Source organism: Mesorhizobium sp. M7A.F.Ca.MR.148.00.0.0, from assembly GCF_003997735.1.
Lineage (GTDB): Bacteria > Pseudomonadota > Alphaproteobacteria > Rhizobiales > Rhizobiaceae > Mesorhizobium.
Genome location: NZ_RZTB01000031.1, coordinates 61,343 through 61,883, shown reverse-complemented (window position 1 = coordinate 61,883; position 541 = coordinate 61,343). Strand labels below are relative to the sequence as shown.

General features: G+C 62.7%; 1 protein-coding gene. It reads left to right on the top strand.

Translation table 11 applies throughout. From position 1 onward, the window contains the following. Positions 1-67: 67 nt before the first annotated feature. Positions 68-541: glycosyltransferase (locus tag EOB49_RS37630; protein ID WP_245472709.1), on the top strand; the 474-nt coding region annotated here is incomplete at its 3' end.

Here is a 541-nt window from a genome sequence, read left to right as displayed (position 1 = left end):
CCGCCAGCGACGTCTCGCGCAGGCAGCGCACGGCCTCGCTGATCCTCGCCGAGGGGCCAGCCACCTGATGTTCGACTGGAGCCAAGAGATCGTTCTGGGGGCCTCCATCCTGTCCTGGTTCATCATCGGGGCGGGGCTGGCGCAGACGGCGATCTACCTGCTGCAGCTCATCATCGCCGCCTACGCCCTGTCCAAGCGCCCGCCGGTCGCGCGTTCGGCTCTGCTGTGGCACCGCTATGGCGACGTAGCGCCGCCGATCGCGCTGCTGGTGCCCGCCTACAATGAGGAAGTGAATGTGGTCGAGAGCGTGCACTCGATGCTGGCGCTCGAATATCCGAATTTCGAGGTCATCGTCATCAACGACGGCTCGAAGGATCAGACTCTGCAGCGCCTTATCGAAGGCTTCAAACTGGTGAAATTCCACCGACCCTATGAGGAGGCCCTGACACACAAGCCGATCCGCGGCCTCTATTCCTCGCCGATGACAGAACGGCTGTTCGTGGTCGACAAGGAAAATGGCGGCAAGGCCGATGCCCAGAAT